A 3678-nucleotide genomic window follows, 5' to 3' on the forward strand; every position below is an offset into this window, starting at 1 on the left:
TTCCATATCATCGACCCGCGAAATTTCCGGGTTTTGATGTAGGCCGAGTATATCTATTATTAATTCACAAAGATCAAAGATTCGCAACGTTCTCGTAGATAATCCTAGCCGACAATCGCGAAGGCGTCCCGCTTGCGGCCGTTCGCGCTGGCGACGGGACGGTGGCCGATCCATTGGACATGCCGCGCCAGCGTCGAGCCCGCGAGGTCGACATCGCCCCGGCGGAGCGCCGCGAGGATGGCGCGGTGATCATGGTCGGTTCGCGCCTCCCAGTCCGAGCGCCAGGCGGAGAACAGAAAGCGGGCGCTCGCGGCATGGAGATCGTCAATCGCCGCGAGCAGGCGCGGCATGCCGCAGGGAGCGACGATCAGCCGGTGAAAGCGCCGGTTGGCCTCCTCCCAACTGCGCACATCGCGGGAATTGTCGCCCGCGCGGGTCGCCTCCTCCGCCGCGTTTAGGATGGCCGGCGTGAGGTGCGGCGCGGCATGGCGCAGGGCGAGCACTTCGAGAGCCGCACGCATCTCGGCGACTTCCTTGACCTCCGCGAGGTCGAAGGCGGCAACCCTTACGCCGCGACGCGGCTCGCTGACCGCGAGGCCCTGCGCTTCGAGCCGGCGGAATGCCTCGCGCACCGGCACGTGGCTGGCGCCGAACTCCTCGGCAATATGATCCTGACGCAACCGGGAACCCGGTTCGATGTCACCGGCGATGATACGGTCGGCCAGGGCACGGCTGATGCGGGCGGCCAGGGTCTCTTCGGATTTCGCGCTCATCTTTTATAGATAATTTGATGCGCGCGGCGTGTCGAGCCTCTGCCCGCGGCGGCCGCGAGGCGCGGACGTTCACGCGTGTCGGCGCGGTGCGGCGACCGCCACCGGCCTCACGCGGCGCCGGGCTCGTGCGTCTCGTGACGCGCGGGTGACGGCGCGAGAGAGACGTCAGGCGTCAGGGTCGAAATGAAGCGTCGCGTCCGTGCCTGCCGCGGCGTGGTGAACAGTTCGGCCGACGCACCCGCTTCAACGACCTCGCCCGCGTCCAGCATGATCGCCTCGTGGGCGACGCTGGCCGCCAGGCGCAGATCATGGGTTGCGATCATCATCGTCGTACCTTCGCGGGCGAGCCGGGCGAGCACGTCGACCACCTCCTGCGCCAGCTCCGGGTCGAGCGCCGAGGTCGGCTCGTCGCAGAGCAGCACGCGCGGCGAGGAGGCGAGCGCGCGGGCAATGGCCACACGCTGCTGCTGGCCGCCGGAGAGCTGGAGCGGCCACGCTTCGGCCTTGTGGGCGAGCCCCACCTTGTCCAGCAGCTCGAGCGCGCGAGCGCGGGCCTTCGGCGCCGGCCATTTCTGCACCACGAGCAGACTTTCCATGACATTGCCCAGCGCCGTGCGGTGCGGGAAGAGCTGGAAATTCTGAAACACCATGCCGGTCTGCCGGCGGATGCGGCGGACCGCGTCGCGCGCCGGCGGCCGGCCGGTGAAGTCGAGCACCTCCCCGCCAAGGGTCAGCCGGCCCGCCTCCGGTATCTCCAGAAGGTTGACGCAGCGCAGCAGCGTGCTCTTGCCGGAGCCTGACGGGCCGATCAGCGCCGTCACGGTCCCTTCGGCGACGCTGACGCTCACCCGCTTCAGCACGGCAAGGCCGCCGAAGCTCTTCTCGATCGCGCTCAGATGGATCATGTGGCGGACTCCAGGGCGCCGGCGGACCGGGCGAAGCGCAGCTCCAGCCGCTCCTGCAGGATCGAGAGCACCGAACTCAACGCGAGGTAGATCAGCGCGGCTTCGATGTAGATGATGAGCGGCTCATAACTCACCGAGACGATGCGCTGCGCCTGCTGGAACAGCTCGGGCACGGTAATGGCGGCGGCGAGCGAGGTGTCCTTCACCAGCGATATGAAGGTGTTGGACAGAGGCGGCACAGCGACCCGCATCGCCTGGGGCAGCACGGTACGGCGCAGCGCCTGCGACCAGTTCATGCCGATGGAGTAGCTCGCCTCCCACTGCCCCCTGGGGATCGAGGCGATGACCGCGCGGACGATCTCCGAGCTGTAGGCCCCGACATTGATGGTAAAGCCGATCAGCGCCGCCGGGAATGCGTCCAGCAGGATCCCGGCGCTGGGCAGGCCGTAGAAGATCACGAAGAGCTGCACCAGCAGCGGCGTGCCCCGGATGATCCAGACATAAAAACGCGCGAGGGCGACCAGCGGCGCCGGCCCGTAGAGCCTCGCCAGCGCGGTCAGAAAGCCCAGCGTCAGTCCGAAGACGAAGGACAGCAGCGTGAGCGGCACGGTGAAGATGAGGGCGGCCCAGAGCAGCGGGCCGAGCGATTGCAACATCAGGTCGAGCCAGTGAGGCACGCGATCCTCCGCACGGAAGCCGGCGCGGATGCCCGCGCTTGAAAACCGACCCGCCGGGGCCGGTCCGCAACAGGATAGGGCGACGGACGCTCCCGCCCATGTGCCGGGGCGGGAGCGCACCCGCCCTTACTTCGAGACGTCGGCACCGAAATAGGTGTCGGCGATCCGGGCATAGGTGCCGTCCGCCTTGATCTCATCGAGCGCCTTGTTGATGGCGGCGACAAGCTCGGGATTGCCCTTGCGCACGATGACGCCGGAATACTCCGCGTCCTTCTGCTCGGCGACGATCTTCACCGCCGCGTCCGGCTTGTGCTTCTTGAAGTCGAGGAAGGACAGGCTGTCATTGATGGTGGCATCGGCCCGGCCGTTCAGAACAAGCTGGATCGACTGGTCGAAGCCGTCGGTACCGACAAGGCTCGCGCCATACTGCTCGGCCAGCTTGCCGAAATTGCTGGTGAGCGACTGCGCGGCCTTCTTGCCCTTGAGGGCGTCAAAGGACGTGATGGCGTCGTTGCCGTCCTTGACGATCAGCACCGCCTTCGAGGCGATGTAAGGCTGCGAGAAGTCGTACTTCGCCTTGCGGGCCTCGGTGATGCCGACCTGATTGATGACGGCATCATAGCGGCCGGCATCCAGCCCGGCGATCAGCCCGTCCCACTTGCCTTCGAGAAACGCGGCCTTGACGCCCAGCTTGCCGGCAATGGCCTGGCCAATCTCGACATCGAAGCCGACCAGCTTGTTCGCCGTGTCGTGGAAGGTGAAGGGTGGATAGGTGCCTTCCGTGCCGATCTTGATGACACCCGCCTGCTTGATCGTCGCGAGATCGTCGGCGCGGGCACTGTGGGGCGCGGTCAACTGGATCGCCGCGGCGATGCCGGCGGCGAGGATGATCGTGGCGAACTTCATGTAATGTCTCCCCGGCAGATCCTGCCGCACTGCGGGCGATCCGGTGACGGCATGTCCATGCCGGCCGCCCTTGGCCATCCAGAAAAACTGGGAGCAGTCGGCCACGCTGCAAACCCGGGGACGACACATTCGCACCCTCAATCACGATCTTAAAGTCTATAAATTAACTAGACAACTGGTAAATCTCATGCGACCCCTTTGCCTGGCGGGACGACGCGGAGACGTCGACCGGGAAACCGCCGGGGGCAGGAATGGTGTTTCGCAATGGCAGCGGGGAAGTGGGCGAGGAGCTCGGGGCAGCGTCCGGTGACGCCGTTTCGCCCCGGCCGGACTCCGTGCAGCCCCCCTGGAATCTCGACGCGGTTGTTGCGGGGCTGAAGCTGTCGCGGGATGTGAGCCATAACATCCGCCATCGGG

The 3678-nt window shown here is 66.4% G+C and carries 4 protein-coding genes; all 4 read right to left on the minus strand.

Annotated elements, in window-relative coordinates; all coding sequences use genetic code 11:
• Positions 1 to 104: 104 nt before the first annotated feature.
• The 4 genes from KHC27_RS07100 to KHC27_RS07115 all read right to left on the minus strand — a co-directional run bounded on the left by KHC27_RS07100 (position 105) and on the right by KHC27_RS07115 (position 3261).
• Positions 105 to 773: a GntR family transcriptional regulator gene (locus KHC27_RS07100; protein WP_213336870.1), complete on the minus strand. Its 669-nt coding sequence runs from the start codon at positions 771 to 773 to the stop codon at positions 105 to 107.
• Positions 774 to 880: 107 nt separating this feature from the next.
• The gene (locus KHC27_RS07105) at positions 881 to 1678 is read right to left on the minus strand and encodes an amino acid ABC transporter ATP-binding protein (RefSeq protein ID WP_213336873.1); all 798 of its coding nucleotides are present in this window, start codon (positions 1676 to 1678) and stop codon (positions 881 to 883) included.
• A complete protein-coding gene (locus tag KHC27_RS07110) occupies positions 1675 to 2355 on the minus strand; it encodes an amino acid ABC transporter permease (RefSeq protein ID WP_213336875.1) in 681 nt (226 codons plus the stop codon). Before KHC27_RS07110 ends, KHC27_RS07105 begins: the two co-directional genes overlap by 4 nt.
• A 126-nt stretch (positions 2356 to 2481) precedes the next feature.
• The gene (locus KHC27_RS07115) at positions 2482 to 3261 is read right to left on the minus strand and encodes an amino acid ABC transporter substrate-binding protein (RefSeq protein WP_213336877.1); all 780 of its coding nucleotides are present in this window, start codon (positions 3259 to 3261) and stop codon (positions 2482 to 2484) included.
• Between the last annotated feature and the right edge of the window lie 417 nt (positions 3262 to 3678).

Origin of the sequence: Ancylobacter lacus (genome assembly GCF_018390635.1) — a bacterium.
GTDB lineage: Bacteria > Pseudomonadota > Alphaproteobacteria > Rhizobiales > Xanthobacteraceae > Ancylobacter > Ancylobacter lacus.